This window comes from Streptomyces sp. SX-6 (assembly GCF_059089585.1).
This window is the reverse complement of record NZ_JBTHHU010000046.1, coordinates 42,329-57,584: the sequence shown is the minus strand read 5'-3', so window position 1 is coordinate 57,584 and position 15,256 is coordinate 42,329. Positions and strand designations below refer to the sequence as shown.

The following is a 15,256-nucleotide window of genomic DNA, read 5'->3' as shown; positions in this document are numbered from 1 at the left end:
GGACGGTACCCCGCCCTCCCGCCCGGGGCGCAACTGCTTGGGGGGCCCCCCGGGCGGTGGGCGCGGCCGCGTCGGCGCGCGTCGGGGGCGAGGACGACGGGACCCGGCCGTACGTACGGCTCGCGGGGACCGCCTCCCGCTCCGCCGGGGCGGGGCGGGCCGGGCGGGGGGCCGCCGACGGGGCCTCGGACCGCGAGGGGGTCCGGTTCCCGTCCAGGGTGCTCGACGGGCTGCCGACGGGGGTGGGGGTGTCGAGGGGCGCGTCGGCGCGCACCTGTCCGCTGGCGCCGCCGCTGTGCCCGCTTCCGTTGTCGCCGCCTACCGCCAGCGGGTTGCCCGGCAGCAGGCCGGAGACCATGGCGACGGCGCCCATGGCCACGGCCGCGGACGCGCCGAACAGGCCGGTCCGCACTTGTGTCTTCGGCTTGGCGGGCCTGCCCGCCTTCTTCCCGCTCTTCCCGGCGGCGGGCCGGTGCGGGCTCCTGTGCCGCCCCGCGGACACGGGGCGGTCGGGGGAGGCGATGGGGATGGGTACGGTGGGTGCTTCGGCCGGGTCGAGGTGCTCGGCCGTCTCGCTCGTCTCGCGGGTCCTGGCTGCCGCTTTGTCAGAGGTCACGGGGGCAGAGCGTCGATGACGACCCATCCGCTGCCTTCCTTTGTGCTCGGCCTCAAAGTGCGTCACTCGTACGGGGGAGTCTTTTCGAGCCGCGACTGTACGGCATGGCATGGGGGGCCGAAGTGCCGCTTATCTAATTGGCCGGTTAGCGTGCAGACATGAACGAGATTGTCCGTCTTACTGCCTGGGTTCGTGGCCAAGTGCAGGGCGTTGGTTTTCGATGGTTCACCCGGGAGAACGCAATGCGCATCGGGGATCTGATCGGCTTCGCCTCGAACCTCGCGGACGGCCGGGTCCAGGTCGTGGCCGAGGGGCCGCGCGCCGGATGCGAACAGCTGCTCGACTGGCTGCGGGCGGGCGACACCCCGGGGCGCGTGGACGGCGTGACGGAGATCTGGGCCACGCCGCGCGGTGGCTACGACGGTTTCGAGATCCGCTGACCTGGCGGCCGGAAAAGCGGAATCCGTCGGAAGTGCGCGCTTTGGCATATGCCATAAGCACGTTCATGCGGGAGGAATTGCCTGATGGTTGCCAAGACGGCCGCACCGTGCAAGGCTGCCTTCCGACGGATGATCTCCACACCCCTGGGGTTCCGGAAGAGGAAAGCGCCGCGTGAATCGCCCGCCGCGCCCCCGGGACGCCTGTCGATACGGGGTGTGATCGTGTTGACCGTCAAACCTTTTGGTGAGACTCTGGAAGCCCCGCGCACCTTAGCTGTTTGGCATTGAAACACCGCAGTAGTGATGGCAGACACCGCGGGTGCGAATCCCTCACGACCCACACCGCTTCGGTCGGTCACTCAGTGTGGAGGACCATCCATCATGGCAAAGGCGCTTCTCGGTTACGTCGGCGGCTCCGACCCCCGAGTCCTCTCCGAGATGCGACGGCTTCAGCAGCGTGTCCAGGACCTGGAATCCGAGCTCATTCGGATGCAGGCCGAGAACGATGCCCTGTCTGCCGCCGCTCACCGTGGTGACTCGCTGCTCGACTCCATCGACGTATCCCAGGCGGAGCCTGCGCTCGCCTGACCGTACGCCCTGCCCCGGGGGCCCGGTCGGGCTGCACTGTCAGCCGCTTGAATGCTGCAAGGGACGCTTCGGCGTCCCTTCGTCATTTTCGGTGTGTTTCCGGATCCCCACCCCCCACACCGCATCATGTGCCCTGCACCTTCCAGGGTGAAACCGAGATGAACGGTAGAGTCCTACCGCGTGCACCTCAAGAGCCTGACGCTGCGCGGCTTCAAATCCTTTGCCTCGGCCACGACCCTTCGCTTCGAACCCGGCATCACCTGTGTCGTGGGACCGAACGGCTCGGGCAAGTCCAACGTGGTGGACGCCCTGTCCTGGGTGATGGGTGAGCAGGGCGCCAAGTCGCTGCGCGGCGGCAAGATGGAAGACGTCATCTTCGCCGGTACCACCGGAAGGCCCCCGCTGGGCCGTGCCGAGGTCTCGCTCACCATCGACAACTCCGACGGCGCGCTGCCCATCGACTACGCCGAAGTGACCATCACGCGGATCATGTTCCGCAACGGCGGCAGCGAGTACCAGCTCAACGGCGACACATGCCGTCTCCTCGATATCCAGGAGCTCCTCTCCGACTCCGGCATCGGCCGCGAGATGCACGTCATCGTCGGCCAGGGGCAGCTCGACTCCGTCCTGCATGCCGACCCCCAGGGCCGCCGCGCCTTCATCGAGGAGGCGGCGGGCGTCCTCAAGCACCGCAAGCGCAAGGAAAAGGCGCTGCGCAAGCTCGAGGCGATGCGTGCCAACCTCGCCCGCGTCCAGGACCTCACCGATGAGCTGCGGCGCCAGCTCAAGCCGCTGGGACGGCAGGCCGCGGTCGCCCGGCGGGCCGCCGTCATCCAGGCCGACCTGCGCGACGCCCGGCTGCGGCTGCTCGCCGACGACCTGGTGACCCTGCGCGAGGCGCTGAGCGCCGAGGTGGCGGACGAGACGGCGCTCAAGGGCCGCAAGGAGGCCGCCGAGGCGGAGCTCCGGACGGCGGCGCAGCGCGAGGCCGCACTGGAGGAACAGGTCGCACAGCTCACGCCGCGCCTGGCGACGGCCCAACAGACCTGGTACGAACTGTCGCGGCTGGCCGAGCGGGTGCGCGGCACGGTCAGCCTCGCGGACGCCCGTGTCGCCAGCGCGAGCGCGGCGCCCGCCGAGGAACGGCGCGGGCGCGACCCCGAGGATCTCGAGCGCGAGGCGGCACGCGTCCGTGAGCAGGAGGCCGAGCTGGAGGCCGCGCTGGAGGCGGCCGGCCGGGCCCTCGAGGACACCGCGCAGCACCGGGCCGAGCTGGAGCGCCGGCTCGCGGAGGAGGAACGCCGCCTCAGGGACGCCGCCCGCGCCAGCGCGGACCGCCGCGAGCAACTCGCCCGGCTGCACGGGCAGGTGACCGCGGCCCGCGGCCGGGTGGCCTCCGCCGAGGCCGAGATCGGCCGGCTGGCCGCCGCCCGCGACGAGGCCCGCGAACGGGCGGCCACCGCACAGGCGGAGTACGAGCGCCGGCAGGCCGAGGCCGACGGCGCCGAGGCGGGCGACACCGAACTGGCGGACCGCCAGGACGCCGCCAAGCGGGAACTGGCCGCAGCCGAGGCCGCACTGGGCACCGCCCGCGAGGCCGCGTCGGCGGCCGACCGCGACCGCGCGGCCCTCACCGCCCGCCGCGACGCCCTGGCCCTCGGGCTGCGCCGCAAGGACGGCACGGGCGCGCTGCTGTCGGCGCAGGAACGATTGGCCGGACTGCTGGGCCCGGCAGCGGAACTCCTGTCCGTGGCACCGGGATACGAGCTGCCCGTCGCCGCCGCCCTGGGCGCGGCCGCCGACGGAGTCGCCGTCGCCGGACTCCCGTCCGCCGCCGAGGCGTTGCGCCTGCTGAAGAAGGAGGACGCGGGCCGCGCCGTGCTGCTGCTCGCCGGAGCCCCCGAGACGGCACCCGCAGCCTGCCCGGACGGCCACCGCCTCGCGGCCGAACTCGTCGACGCCCCGCGCGAGTTGCTGCCCGCCGTGCGCCGGATGCTGCGCGATGTCGTGGTCGTCGACACGCTGGAGGAGGCCGAGGACCTCGTCGCCTCGCAGCCGCACCTCGTCGCCGTCACCGCCGACGGCGACCTGCTCGGCGCCCACCTCGCCCAGGGCGGCTCCGGCGGCGCCCCGAGCCTGCTCGAGGTGCAGGCGGCCGTCGACGAGGCCACGGCAGAACTGGCCGAACTGGACGGACGCTGCACCGAGTCGAGCGCCGCGCGCCGCGCCGCGGAGGAGAGACGTACGCAGTGCGCCGCGCTCGTCGAGGAGCTCTCGGCCCTGCGCGGCTCGGCCGACCGGGAGAAGTCGCGGCTCGCCCAGGACCTCGGCCGGCTCGCCGGGGCGGCACGGGCCGCCGCGGGCGAGGCCGAGCGGACCGAGGCCGCCGCCGCCCGTGCCGAGGAGGGGCTCGTCCGGGCCGCCGAGGAGGCCGAGGAGCTCGCCGAACGGCTGGCCGTCGCCGAGACGCTCGGCGACGAGGACGCCGCGGACGAACCCGACACGTCCGTACGCGACCGGCTCGCCGCCGACGGCGCCAACGCACGGCAGACCGAGATGGAGGCCCGCCTGCAGGTCCGCACCCACGAGGAGCGGGTCAAGGCCCTGGCGGGACGGGCGGACGGGCTCGACCGGGCGGCGCGCGCCGAACGCGAGGCGCGGACGCGCGCCGAGCAGCGCCGCGCCCGGCTGCGCCACGAGGCCGAGGTCGCCTCGGCCGTCGCGGCCGGTGCCCGGCAGCTGCTGGCCCATGTCGAGGTGTCGCTCGTCCGGGCCGACGAGGAGCGGCAGGCGGCCGAGGCGGCGAAGAACGAGCGCGAGCAGGAGCTCGTCGACGGACGGAACCGGGCCCGCGAGCTCAAGACGGAGCTGGACAAGCTGACGGACTCGGTGCACCGGGGCGAGGTGCTGGGCGCGGAGAAGCGGCTGCGCATCGAGCAGCTGGAGGCCAAGGCCCTGGAGGAGTTCGGCGTCGAACCGACGGGCCTGGCGCAGGAGTACGGGCCGGACCAGCCCGTACCCCCCTCGCCCCCCGCGGACGGCGAGGAGCTGCCCGAGGACCCCGGGCACCCCAGGAACCGGCCCGTGCCCTACGTCCGGGCCGAGCAGGAGAAGCGGCTGAAGGCCGCCGAGCGGGCGTACCAGCAGCTCGGCAAGGTGAACCCGCTGGCGCTCGAGGAGTTCGCGGCGCTGGAGGAGCGGCACAAGTTCCTCTCCGAGCAGCTCGAGGACCTCAAGAAGACCCGTACCGACCTCCTTCAGGTCGTGAAGGACGTCGACAAGCGGGTGGAGGAGGTCTTCACGGAGGCCTACCGGGACACGGCCCGGGAGTTCGAGGGCGTGTTCTCGCGCCTCTTCCCTGGCGGCGAGGGGCGGCTCGTCCTCACCGATCCCGACGACATGCTGGCCACCGGCGTGGACGTGGAGGCCCGCCCGCCGGGCAAGAAGGTCAAGCGGCTCTCCCTGCTCTCCGGCGGTGAGCGCTCCCTGACGGCCGTCGCGCTTCTCGTCGCGATCTTCAAGGCCCGCCCGAGCCCGTTCTATGTGATGGACGAGGTCGAGGCCGCGCTGGACGACACCAATCTCCAGCGGCTGATCGGGATCATGAAAGAACTCCAGGAGAGTTCCCAGCTGATCGTGATCACGCACCAGAAGCGCACGATGGAGGTCGCGGACGCCCTCTACGGCGTATCCATGCAGGGCGACGGTGTCTCCAAGGTCATCAGCCAGCGGCTGCGCTGAGCCGAATCTTCAACTAGTGAAGTCAATCCGCCCGAAACGTGGGGGATGGTTCTTCGTCACAATCTATTGACTTAGAAAATTGAAGACATAGGGTCTGCTGCGTTGCTTATGCCTTCAAGTGGTGGCTGATTCGATCTTGTGCACCACTGGAATGGCCACCCCCCACCGCCCGGCAGTGTCGCCGGACTCCAGGAGTACACGTTGACCAGCACTGCGATGGCGCAGGGGTCGGAGGCCCGCAAGGGCGCACCGGACCACCTGGGTCATGTCATCTTCATCACCGCTGCCGCGGCCATGGGTGGCTTCCTCTTCGGCTACGACAGCTCTGTGATCAACGGCGCGGTCGAGGGCATCCGCGGGAAGTACGACATCGGTTCGGCCGCCCTCGCCCAGGTGATCGCCATCGCACTGGTCGGCTGCGCCATCGGTGCCGCCACCGCGGGCCGCCTCGCCGACCGCATCGGCCGCATCCGCACGATGCAGATCTCCGCGGTGCTCTTCACGATCAGCGCCATCGGTTCGGCCCTGCCGTTCGCCCTGTGGGACCTCGCCATGTGGCGCGTCCTCGGCGGCATCGCCATCGGTATGGCCTCGGTCATCGGCCCGGCCTACATCGCCGAGGTCTCGCCGCCCGCCTACCGCGGCCGTCTCGGCTCCTTCCAGCAGGCCGCGATCGTCGTCGGCATCGCCATCTCGCAGCTGGTCAACTGGGGCATCCTCAACGCTGCGGGCGGCAACCAGCGCGGTCACCTGCTGGGCATCGAGGCCTGGCAGCTGATGCTCGGCGTCATGGTGGTCCCGGCCGTGCTGTACGGCCTGCTCTCCTTCGCGATTCCCGAGTCCCCCCGCTTCCTGATCTCGGTCGGCAAGACCGACAAGGCCAAGGCCGTCCTGGCCGAGGTCGAGGGCACGGGCATGGACCTCGACGCCCGCGTCGCCGAGATCGAGCACGCGATGCACAGCGAGCAGAAGTCCACGTTCAAGGACCTGCTCGGCGGTCGCTTCGGCTTCCTGCCGATCGTCTGGGTCGGCATCGGCCTGTCGGTCTTCCAGCAGTTCGTCGGCATCAACGTCGCGTTCTACTACTCCTCGACGCTGTGGCAGTCGGTGGGCATCAACCCCGAGAGCTCGTTCTTCTACAGCTTCACGACGTCGATCATCAACATCGTCGGCACCGTGATCGCGATGGTTCTCGTCGACCGCATCGGCCGCAAGCCGCTCGCGCTCATCGGTTCCGCGGGTATGGCGGTCTCCCTGGCCCTGGAGGCCTGGGCCTTCGCCGCCAAGACCTCGGCCGGCACGCTGCCGACCGCCCAGGGCACGGTCGCCCTCATCGCGGCCCACGCGTTCGTGCTGTTCTTCGCACTCTCGTGGGGTGTCGTGGTCTGGGTCTTCCTGGGCGAGATGTTCCCCAACCGGATCCGCGCCGCGGCGCTCGGTGTCGCCGCCGCCGCGCAGTGGGTGGCGAACTGGGCCATCACGGCCAGCTTCCCGAGCCTGGCCGACTGGGACCTGTCGGGTGCGTACATCATCTATGCGGTCTTCGCCGTGCTCTCCATCCCCTTCGTGATGAAGTTCGTGAAGGAGACGAAGGGCAAGGCGTTGGAGGAGATGGGCTGACATCCCCCGCCGCCCGTCTCCTCGCGAGGGCCGTCCCGGTTTCCGGGGCGGCCCTCCGCGCGTTTCAGCTCCCCGCCGGGGGGTCGATCGCGAGGGCGGCGGCTTCGCGTACGGCCTCGGCGACGGCGCGGAAGTCCTTGCGCAGGATCGCGCTGTGGTTGCTCGCGACCTTCGCGCTCACCTTGATGTTCGGGTTGCGGCCGGTCACCGCGCCGAGGCTGGTGCGTATCCGCTCCAGCTCGTCACCGCGGTTTCCCAAGGACTTCCCCGAAGCGACCACATATCGCGCCGGGACGGTGATGTCGTCCAGTACGGGGCCCAGCTCGTGCTCGCGGGAGAGCCTGCCGAGCTCGATGTTGCTGTCCGCCATCTGTTCGGCATTCATCCGCGGGAGCAGGCCCGTCGGGCGCAGCAGCGGTGCGAACCGGCTCGTCCGCCGGAACAGCTTCCGGATGCGCTGCTCCATGGCCTCGTCGAGCCAGTCGTACGGGTAGGCGCCGTCGACCAGGACCGCGCCCAGGGCGCGCTCCGGATTCCGGCCGGCCCAGTGCGCCCCGACGCACGCTCCGTAGGACCAGCCCACCACCAGCGCCCGGTCCACACCCCGGGCCGCGAGAACGGCATCGACATCGCGGACGGCGGCCTCGAAGGAGTAGTCCGCCGAGCAGTGCGACTTCTTGCCGCGAGCCCGCTCGTCGTAGGTGATGTGCCGCCACCCCGTTCCCAGTTCGGCGATGACGCGCCGCCAGTACCCCTGGGTGGCGAACTGGCCGTTGAGGTAGACCACGGGGATGCCGGGACCGCCGGTGTCGGTGACGGCCAGGGCCGTATCGTCGACCGGCACCATGCCAGTCCACTTCGAGCTGGTCGAGGAAGTGCCGTTCTTCGTCATGTGGTCCCCCTGGTCGTGTCGGACGTCTTGATCGCGGGCCCGGCCGGACGGCCTTGGTGCCGCTTTCTCAGAGGCTGCGGGCGGTGATGTCGCCGTTGGAGGTGGTGGCACGGATGTCGAGTTCGGCGGTGCCGTCGTTCTTGAGGGCGTTGCTGATGCGGCCGTAGCTGGTGCCGGCATCCAGGGCGGCCGAGACACCGGCGGCGGCGCCGACCGAGATGTCGCCGGACTGGGTCCGGAGCACGACCGTGCCGCGCACGGCCTCGGTGATCCGGATGTCGCCCCGCGCGGTGCTGATCTCCGCGGGGCCGTTGAGCCGGCCGACCTCGACGTCGCCGTCGGTCGCGGTGAGACGGATGCTCGCGGCCTCGTCGATCTTGATCTGGCGGTACGCGCCTTCGAAGGCGACGTCGCCGAGGCGGCCGACACCGCGGAGCTCGCACGCATCGGTCCTGGCCTCCACGCGGGAACCGGCGGGCAGCTGGACGGTGACCTCCAGGGCCCCGGAGTGGCCGAAGAGCTGGTTCTTGGGCTCGGGGGTGCGGATCCGCAGGACGCCGTCGGCGTAGGCAACGGTGGTCTGCTCGGCGAGCTGGACGTCGCGGCTCTTGTCGGGGTTGGCGGGCAGGACCTCGACGGTGGTGTCGGCGCGGTCGGCGGCGATGAACTGGACGCGCCCGGCGGGGATGTCCAGGACGGCGGCGATCGGGGCGGTGGTGTCGAACTTCTGCATCGTGCTCTCCCGTGTTCGGTCGTTGTTTCTGATGATGGAAAGCTACGTTGCGTTCGATGGTCAAGCAACAGCTTCGTTGCGTCTGATTGCTATTTCCGCAGGTAGAAGGCGGGAAATCGTTGCAACGGTCTGAGCGGTAATGCAATAACTCCGGCCCTGTCGTTGCAATGAAGTGGAAGTGAACGCTAGGCTGGAGGCATCACAGGCCACAAAGGAGGCCGCGATGCCGGGAGGCAGGCTCACCCAGCAGGAACGCCAGCAGATCGCGCTGGGGCTGGCCGACGGCCTCGCCTACGCGGAGATCGCCAGACGCCTGGACCGCCCGACCTCGACCATCACGCGCGAGGTGATGCGCAACGGCGGCCCCACCGCCTACCGCGCCGACCTGGCCCACCGCGCCACCGAACACCGTGCCCAACGCCGCAGGCAGGCCGCGCCCCGGGGGCCGAAGGCGCCGCCGCAGGCCTATGGGCGCGACGCCGAGGCGGTGCGTGAGTACGAGGAGACGTTCACCACCGTCCTCATACAGTCGGGCACGCCCAAGATGATGGCCCGGGTGCTGGCCTGCCTGTGCATCAGCGACGCGGGCAGCCTCACCGCGTCCGAACTCGTGCAACGCCTCCAGGTCAGCCCGGCGTCCGTCTCCAAGGCGGTCGCGTTCCTCGAGAGCCAGGGCCTCGTCCGCCGGGAACGCGATGAACGCCGCCGCGAGCGCTACTTCGTCGACGACGACGTCTGGTACCAGTCGATGATGGCCAGCGCCCGCGCCACCGCCCACCTCGTCGAGGTCGCACGGCAGGGCGTCGGTGTCCTCGTCCCCGGCACCCCGGCCGCCGCCCGGTTCGAGAACATCGCACGCTTCCTCGACTTCGTCTCCGAGAGCATCGCCCGCGCCGCGGACCAGGCCCGGGAGGTCCTCCACACCCCCGCACCCGCGAAGCCGGGTCCGGACCACGGATAGGCGGCCGTCGAACCACGGAGTCACTCCGCCGGGATCACCTCGGCGGCGGGGTCCGGGACGGCGGGAGTCGCGGCGGCGGGAGCCGGGGTGACGTGCCGGGTGAACGCCCACAGCACGAGCCCGAGGCAGCTGAACGCGGCACCCAGAGCGCATACGGCGCCCCAGCCGACCGCCGTGTAGAGCGAGGTCGCGGCGATGGCGCCGGTGGCGCTGCCGATCGAGTAGAAGACCATGTACCCGCCGATCAGCCGGCTGCCCGCGTCCGGGTGCAGCGCGTAGATCAGGGTCTGGTTGGTGACATGGACCGCCTGCACGGCGAGGTCGAGAAGGATCACCCCGACGACCAGGGCCCAGAGCGAGCTGCGGGTGAAGGCCAGGGGCAGCCACGAGGCGGCGAGCAGTGCCAGGGCGATGCCGGTGGTCCGCGTGGAGAGCCCGCGGTCGTTCAGGCGTCCCGCCACGGTCGCGGCCAGGGCGCCGGCGACACCGATCAGCCCCAGCGCCCCGATCGCGCTGTGGGACCAGAAGTACGGGGCCTCGCTGAGCGGCAGCGCGACGCTGCTCCACAGGGTGCTGAAGGAGGCGAAGACCAGCAGGCAGAACAGGGCCCGGAGCCGCAGCAGCCGTTCCCGTGCGAACAGAGCGACCGTGGAGCGCAGGAGCTGTCCGTAGCGCAGGGTCGCCGGCGGGACGTCACTCTGGCGCGGCAGCACTCGGTACAGGACCAGCGCGAGCACGGCGGTGAGCGACGCCGAGGCGAGGTAGACGGAGCGCCAGCCCGCGAGATCGGCCAGGAGGCCGGACGCGGTGCGGGCGAGCAGGATTCCGGTGACCACGCCGCTGGTGACCAGGCCGACGACCCGTCCGCGCCCGGCGGGCGGGGCCAGCGATGCCGCGAAGGCCACCAGCGTCTGCGTGACGACCGCGAGAAGCCCCGTCGCGGCCATGCCCGCGAGCAGGACCGCCGCCGTGCGGGCGGCGGCCACCACGGCCAGCGCCACCACCAGGAGCAGTAACTGGGCCACGATGAGCCGCCTGCGGTCGGCCATGTCGCCCAGCGGTACGAGGAAGAAGAGCCCCAGCCCGTATCCGACATGCGTGAGGGTGACCACGCTGCCGACGAGCGCCGGGCTCATGGCGAGGTCGTGGCCCATGGTCACCAGGAGCGGCTGGGAGAAGTAGACGTTGGCCACCGCGGCCCCGCAGGCGACGGCGAACAGTAGGACGACACCACGGGACAGGACACCGCTACCGGGCATCAGCACTCCTCCGTATATCTGGTTTCATCTTGCTACCAGTGGCCGACGCTAACGCGCTTGGTAGCATGTTGCAACCGTTGTGAGAGTGAGGGACGCCATGGTGACCAGGACGCGCTTCGACGACAGCGACTGTCCCGTCGCCCGGTCGGTGGACGCGATCGGCGACTGGTGGTCCCTGCTGATCGTGCGGGACGCCTTCGACGGAAGCCGGCGCTTCGGGGAGTTCCAGCGCAGCCTCGGCGTCGCGAAGAACATCCTGACCTCGCGCCTGCGCACCCTGGTCGCCGGCGGTGTCCTCGAATCCGTCCCCGCCTCGGACGGCAGCGCCTACCGCGAGTACGTGCTGACTCCGAAGGGCAAGGCGCTCTTCCCCGTCATCGTGGCGCTGCGGCAGTGGGGCGAACAGCACTTCTTCGCCTCCGGCGAACCGCACTCACAGCTGGTCGACCGCCGGCAGGGACATCGCCTCCGCGCACTGGAAGTGCTGTCCGAGGACGGGCGTCGGCTGGACCCCGACGACACCACCGTCCACAAGATCTCCACCGAGTGACAACGCGACGGCCCCCCTGCTCCACGGAGCAGGGGGGCCGTCGCGTTGTCCGGCGGTCCGCTTACGCGGAGACCTTCTCGCGGTCGGCGTCCGCGTCGCGCTGGGCCGGGATGGCCGCCGGGGCGTTCTCGCGCGGGGTCGGGAGGACCGCCATGACGATCGCCGAGATCACGATCGTCGCGGCCCAGCCCAGCCCGTACTTGCCGATGAACGTGTCGGCCAGCGGCCCGGAGAACCAGTCGCACTGGGTGAAGCTGATGCCCGCCAGCAGGGCCACCGCCCAGGCGGTCATCGCCTGCCAGCAGAAACCGCCCACGTACCAGTAGCGGCTCGTACGGCCGGTGTCCATCAGCGCCTCCGCGTCGTAGCGCACGGCGCGCTTCCGGCGGCGGGCCATGTCCACCGCGTAGACGCCGATCCAGGCGGAGAAGGAGACCGCGAGCAGGATCAGGAAGGTGATGAAGGAGCCCAGGAAGCTCGTCGCGACGAGCATCAGCAGACCGCCGGCCACCAGGGAGATGACCGCGTTGATGCTGACCGCCATCGCACGGGGCAGCTTGACGCCCATGGTCTGCGCGGTGAAACCGGCCGAGTACATCGAGAGGCTGTTGATCAGCAGCATGCCCACGATCGCGGTGAGCAGGTAGGGCACGGCCAGCCAGGTCGGCAGGATGTCGCCGAGGAAGGAGACCGGGTCCTGCGCCTTGGCCAGGCCCGGGGTGGCGACGGCCATGACCGCGCCCATCAGGACCATCGGCACCATGACCAGACCCGCACCGGACACCGTGGTGCCGACGATCTTCTTGCCGGACGCCTTGTGCGGCAGGTAGCGCGTGAAGTCGGGGCCGGTCGGCACCCAGCTGATGCCGCCCGCCGCGATGGTGCCGATGCCGGCGATCATCATGGCGGTGGAGCCGGCGGGCTTGGAGAAGACGTCACCCCAGTGGATGTGGGCGATCAGGTAGCCGAGGACCAGCACGCTGAAGACGCCGAAGAGGTACGTCGACCACTTGTTGCACACGGCGAGCGCCTTGCGCCCCATGCCGCTCACCAGGAACGTGCAGGCGACGAACGCGAACAGCGTGATGAGGATGAGCGCGGTGTTGCTCTTGATGCCGAAGAGCAGGTCCAGGACGGTCAGCACCGCATACGCGCCGGTGACCGCGTTGATGGTCTCCCAGCCGAAGCGGGCGACCCACAGGATCGAACCCGGGAAGAGGTTGCCGCGGACGCCGAACGTCGCGCGGGAGAGCATCGCGCCCGGGGCGCCGCCCCACTTGCCGGAGACCGACAGCACACCGACCAGGCCGAAGGAGGCCAGCGCGGCACAGGCCGCGACGATCAGTACCTGCCAGAAGTTCAGTTTGTTGAAGACCACCAGGGCGGCGCCCATGGTGAGCAGCAGCACGCTGATGTTGGCCGCGACCCAGGTCGGGAAGAGCTCCCTGACCCGACCGTGCCGTTCGTGGTCAGGAACGGGCTCGATGCCGCGGGTTTCTATCGCGCCTTCGGGGTCGGTGGTGCTCACGTTGTCCTTGTGGGGGGCCATAGAGGGGCTCCGTGCAATAAAGCGGGGTGAGGGGAGGGCCCTGGTAGTACCTGGGCAAGAGGGGACGCTGGGACTCTACGCGCGTCGCCTCGACATACGCCATCGTAGTTTGCTCCAACTTTGGCCGTTTAGTGACTTTGGTCCTCAGTACGACGCACAAACTCACACGTCGGACGCCCGGCAGCGCGGTGGCCGATACTGGGTTGCGTTATGGAATTCGTCATCCTTGCCGTAGTCATCGCTGTGATCGCGCTCGGCGCGATCAGCGGGCTCGTGGTGAGCAGCCGCAAGAAGAAGCAGCTGCCCCCGGCGCCGCCGAGCAGCCCGTCCGTCACCGCGCCGCCCGCCGAGCCCCAGGTGGGCGAGGAGGCCGAGGCCCCGCGCGAAGAGAAGCGCCGCACCGTCGAGGAGGTGGAGCTTCCGCCGGCCGAGGAGACGGCCCCGGAGGCGCCCGTCGTCGAGCCGGAGGCGCCCGCGCCGGCCGCACCGGAGATCGAGGTGCCGGAGCCCACGGCGGGCCGCCTCGTCCGGCTGCGCGCCCGGCTCTCCCGTTCGCAGAACTCCCTGGGCAAGGGCCTGCTGACCCTGCTCTCCCGCGAACACCTCGACGAGGACACCTGGGAGGAGATCGAGGACACCCTGCTGACCGCCGACGTCGGCGTCGCGCCCACCCAGGAGCTGGTGGAGCGGCTGCGCGAGCGCGTGAAGGTGCTCGGCACCCGCACCCCCGAGGAACTGCGGGCGCTGCTCCGTGAGGAGCTGCTCACGCTCATCGGCACCGACGCCGACCGCTCCGTCCACACCGAGCCCGGTGTCGGGACGAACGGCGAGGAGAAGCCCGGTGTCGTGATGGTCGTCGGCGTCAACGGCACCGGCAAGACCACCACCACCGGCAAGCTCGCGCGCGTGCTCGTCGCCGACGGCAAGTCCGTGGTCCTCGGCGCCGCGGACACCTTCCGCGCCGCCGCCACCGAGCAGCTGCAGACCTGGGGCGACCGCGTCGGCGCCCGTACGATCCGCGGGCCCGAGGGCGGCGACCCGGCGTCGGTCGCCTTCGACGCGGTGAAGGAGGGCATCGCCGAGAACGCGGACGTCGTCCTCATCGACACCGCGGGCCGGCTGCACACCAAGACCGGGCTCATGGACGAGCTCGGCAAGGTCAAGCGCGTCGTGGAGAAGCACGGCAGCGTGGACGAGGTGCTCCTCGTCCTGGACGCGACCACCGGCCAGAACGGCCTGGTGCAGGCCCGGGTGTTCTCCGAGGTCGTGAACATCACCGGCATCGTGCTGACCAAGCTCGACGGCACGGCCAAGGGCGGCATCGTCGTCGCGGTCCAGCGCGAACTCGGCGTGCCGGTCAAGCTGGTGGGTCTGGGCGAGGGCGCCGACGACCTGGCGCCGTTCGAGCCGGAAGCCTTCGTGGACGCGCTCATCGGCGAGTAATCGCCGATCGCTCCGGCAACGGGCCCTGTCGCAACAGCCGCGACAGGGCCCGTCGTTGATCAACAGTACCGTCAGGTCGCGGCCGACCGGTGGCAGACGTACGCCAGCGTGCCCAGCAGCAGCCGGGCCTCCGGGGGGCGGTCCGCGGTGTCCAGCCCCGGTGCGCGGAGCCAGCGCATCGGGCCCAGGCCCGCGTGGTCGGAGGGTGGGGCGGTGATGTGGTCGCCGGGGCCCATCCCGCGCAGATCGAGCCGGGTGTCGTCCCACCCCATGCGGTAGAGGAGCTGAGGGAGTTCGGCGGCGGCCCCCGGCGCGACGAAGAACAGCGCGCGCCCGTGCGGCGTGAGCGCCACCGGGCCGAGCGGCAGCCCCATCCGCTCCAGCCGTGCCAGCGCGTGCCGCCCGGCCGCCTCCGGGACCTCCAGTACGTCGAACGACCGCCCGACGGGCAGTAGTACGGCCGCACCGGGCGCCTCGGCCCAGGCGGCCGTCGCCTCGTCCAGCGTGGCACCTGCCGGTACCCGTGGGGCGAAAGAAAGCGGATGAGCCCCGGGGGAGGGGCAGTTGGCGGTGCCGCACGAGCAGCTCACGCGCCCGCTGCGCGAGGCGCGGGCGCCGGGCACCACATCCCACCCCCAAAGGCCGGTGTATTCCGCGACCGTCGTCACGGATTCCGATGCGCGGCCTCGGCGCCGAGAGCTCGAGCGCAGGTCCCGGATGCCGCCGATTGTGAAGCCCATGCTCCCTCCAACGGGTCGTCTTCGCAGATGGTTACGGGTCGGAGTGTCCCGGACACGTACGGTCGCGGGCGACCGGAAGTGCGACGGCGTGACGGTGTTCCGCGGGTGGCGAAGTGCGGTGCGC

At 70.9% G+C, this 15,256-nt stretch carries 12 protein-coding genes and 1 pseudogene; 7 read left to right on the top strand and 6 right to left on the bottom strand.

What is annotated here, in order from left to right; genetic code table 11:
• Nucleotides 1-616: pseudogene (locus ACV530_RS33815) on the bottom strand (hypothetical protein); the annotation flags it as partial.
• A gap of 158 nt (nucleotides 617-774) precedes the next feature.
• On the opposite strand from ACV530_RS33815, the gene ACV530_RS33810 reads away from it, so the two are divergent.
• The 4 genes from ACV530_RS33810 (at nucleotide 775) to ACV530_RS33795 (ending at nucleotide 7,005) form a co-directional block, all read left to right on the top strand.
• Nucleotides 775-1,056, top strand: a complete 282-nt coding sequence (locus ACV530_RS33810) for an acylphosphatase (protein ID WP_494336525.1) — start codon at nucleotides 775-777, stop codon at nucleotides 1,054-1,056.
• A gap of 381 nt (nucleotides 1,057-1,437) precedes the next feature.
• The gene (locus tag ACV530_RS33805; protein ID WP_171172550.1) at nucleotides 1,438-1,644 is read left to right on the top strand and encodes a hypothetical protein; all 207 of its coding nucleotides are present in this window, start codon (nucleotides 1,438-1,440) and stop codon (nucleotides 1,642-1,644) included.
• 180 nt (nucleotides 1,645-1,824) lie between these two features.
• On the top strand, nucleotides 1,825-5,385 hold the full coding sequence (smc, locus tag ACV530_RS33800; RefSeq protein WP_494336524.1) for a chromosome segregation protein SMC: 3,561 nt from the start codon (nucleotides 1,825-1,827) through the stop codon (nucleotides 5,383-5,385).
• 201 nt (nucleotides 5,386-5,586) lie between these two features.
• Nucleotides 5,587-7,005: a sugar porter family MFS transporter gene (locus ACV530_RS33795; protein ID WP_494336523.1), complete on the top strand. Its 1,419-nt coding sequence runs from the start codon at nucleotides 5,587-5,589 to the stop codon at nucleotides 7,003-7,005.
• A 64-nt stretch (nucleotides 7,006-7,069) separates the two neighbouring features.
• On the opposite strand, the gene ACV530_RS33790 is transcribed toward ACV530_RS33795, so the two are convergent.
• Together ACV530_RS33790 and ACV530_RS33785 are read right to left on the bottom strand one after the other, a co-directional pair.
• Nucleotides 7,070-7,897 carry an alpha/beta fold hydrolase gene (locus ACV530_RS33790; protein ID WP_494336522.1) on the bottom strand — a complete coding sequence of 276 codons (828 nt, stop codon included), beginning with the start codon at nucleotides 7,895-7,897 and terminating at the stop codon, nucleotides 7,070-7,072.
• A gap of 67 nt (nucleotides 7,898-7,964) precedes the next feature.
• Nucleotides 7,965-8,630, bottom strand: coding sequence for a DUF4097 family beta strand repeat-containing protein (locus ACV530_RS33785; RefSeq protein ID WP_494336521.1), 666 nt, complete (start codon nucleotides 8,628-8,630; stop codon nucleotides 7,965-7,967).
• A gap of 223 nt (nucleotides 8,631-8,853) precedes the next feature.
• Here ACV530_RS33785 and ACV530_RS33780 point away from each other — a divergent pair, with 223 nt between their 5' ends.
• The gene (locus ACV530_RS33780; RefSeq protein WP_494336520.1) at nucleotides 8,854-9,591 is read left to right on the top strand and encodes a GbsR/MarR family transcriptional regulator; all 738 of its coding nucleotides are present in this window, start codon (nucleotides 8,854-8,856) and stop codon (nucleotides 9,589-9,591) included.
• A 20-nt stretch (nucleotides 9,592-9,611) separates the two neighbouring features.
• Here the strand turns inward: ACV530_RS33780 and ACV530_RS33775 are convergent, their stop codons facing one another.
• Nucleotides 9,612-10,850: an MFS transporter gene (locus ACV530_RS33775; RefSeq protein ID WP_494336519.1), complete on the bottom strand. Its 1,239-nt coding sequence runs from the start codon at nucleotides 10,848-10,850 to the stop codon at nucleotides 9,612-9,614.
• Nucleotides 10,851-10,947: 97 nt separating this feature from the next.
• On the opposite strand from ACV530_RS33775, the gene ACV530_RS33770 reads away from it, so the two are divergent.
• Complete coding sequence (locus ACV530_RS33770; RefSeq protein ID WP_494336518.1) at nucleotides 10,948-11,400, top strand: winged helix-turn-helix transcriptional regulator; 453 nt, start codon at nucleotides 10,948-10,950, stop codon at nucleotides 11,398-11,400.
• A 61-nt stretch (nucleotides 11,401-11,461) separates the two neighbouring features.
• Here the strand turns inward: ACV530_RS33770 and ACV530_RS33765 are convergent, their stop codons facing one another.
• Complete coding sequence (locus ACV530_RS33765) at nucleotides 11,462-12,949, bottom strand: purine-cytosine permease family protein (protein WP_494336517.1); 1,488 nt, start codon at nucleotides 12,947-12,949, stop codon at nucleotides 11,462-11,464.
• A 210-nt stretch (nucleotides 12,950-13,159) separates the two neighbouring features.
• On the opposite strand from ACV530_RS33765, the gene ftsY reads away from it, so the two are divergent.
• Complete coding sequence (ftsY, locus tag ACV530_RS33760; RefSeq protein ID WP_494336516.1) at nucleotides 13,160-14,392, top strand: signal recognition particle-docking protein FtsY; 1,233 nt, start codon at nucleotides 13,160-13,162, stop codon at nucleotides 14,390-14,392.
• A gap of 71 nt (nucleotides 14,393-14,463) precedes the next feature.
• Here the strand turns inward: ftsY and ACV530_RS33755 are convergent, their stop codons facing one another.
• Nucleotides 14,464-15,132 (bottom strand): bifunctional DNA primase/polymerase, encoded by a 669-nt coding sequence (locus ACV530_RS33755; RefSeq protein WP_494336515.1) that lies wholly within the window; start codon nucleotides 15,130-15,132, stop codon nucleotides 14,464-14,466.
• Nucleotides 15,133-15,256: the final 124 nt, after the last annotated feature.

Bases quoted from the DNA above. Each gene is read 5' to 3' on its own strand.
- ACV530_RS33765 (WP_494336517.1), bottom strand. From the start codon at position 12,949: ATGGCCCCCCACAAGGACAACGTGAGCACCACCGACCCCGAAGGCGCG.
- ftsY (WP_494336516.1), top strand. From the start codon at position 13,160: ATGGAATTCGTCATCCTTGCCGTAGTCATCGCTGTGATCGCGCTCGGC.
- ACV530_RS33755 (WP_494336515.1), bottom strand. From the start codon at position 15,132: ATGGGCTTCACAATCGGCGGCATCCGGGACCTGCGCTCGAGCTCTCGG.
- ACV530_RS33810 (WP_494336525.1), top strand. From the start codon at position 775: ATGAACGAGATTGTCCGTCTTACTGCCTGGGTTCGTGGCCAAGTGCAG.
- ACV530_RS33805 (WP_171172550.1), top strand. From the start codon at position 1,438: ATGGCAAAGGCGCTTCTCGGTTACGTCGGCGGCTCCGACCCCCGAGTC.
- ACV530_RS33785 (WP_494336521.1), bottom strand. From the start codon at position 8,630: ATGCAGAAGTTCGACACCACCGCCCCGATCGCCGCCGTCCTGGACATC.
- ACV530_RS33790 (WP_494336522.1), bottom strand. From the start codon at position 7,897: ATGACGAAGAACGGCACTTCCTCGACCAGCTCGAAGTGGACTGGCATG.
- ACV530_RS33775 (WP_494336519.1), bottom strand. From the start codon at position 10,850: ATGCCCGGTAGCGGTGTCCTGTCCCGTGGTGTCGTCCTACTGTTCGCC.
- ACV530_RS33770 (WP_494336518.1), top strand. From the start codon at position 10,948: ATGGTGACCAGGACGCGCTTCGACGACAGCGACTGTCCCGTCGCCCGG.
- ACV530_RS33780 (WP_494336520.1), top strand. From the start codon at position 8,854: ATGCCGGGAGGCAGGCTCACCCAGCAGGAACGCCAGCAGATCGCGCTG.